Genomic DNA, 283 nt, shown 5'->3' with positions numbered 1-283 from the left:
TTCGACTTGCATGTGTTAAGCACGCCGCCAGCGTTCGTCCTGAGCCAGGATCAAACTCTCCGTGAATGTTTACTCGGCCCCGAAATCAATCAGAACCGGTCGACACCCGCGTTGAGCGGCACGGCAACCACCGGAATAGGGTGGCCCCGCGCACTGCGTCCTCGCTAGTGTTTTACTTCAAAAGGAATCTCCAACCCCGAAACAAGTCCGAGGCCGGGGATGTCAACATATCTGGCGTTGACTTTTGGCACGCTGTTGAGTTCTCAAGGAACGGACACTTCCT

General features: G+C 55.5%; 1 rRNA gene. It reads right to left on the bottom strand.

The window, feature by feature from the left end:
* Positions 1-66 (bottom strand): 16S ribosomal RNA (locus PUR56_RS01970); the annotation flags it as partial.
* Positions 67-283 lie beyond the last annotated feature (217 nt).

The sequence above is a fragment of the Streptomyces sp. BE303 genome (genome assembly GCF_036290945.1).
Lineage (GTDB): Bacteria > Actinomycetota > Actinomycetes > Streptomycetales > Streptomycetaceae > Kitasatospora.
The sequence above is the reverse complement of the archived record's forward strand: the minus strand, read 5'-3'. Positions and strand labels throughout refer to the sequence as shown.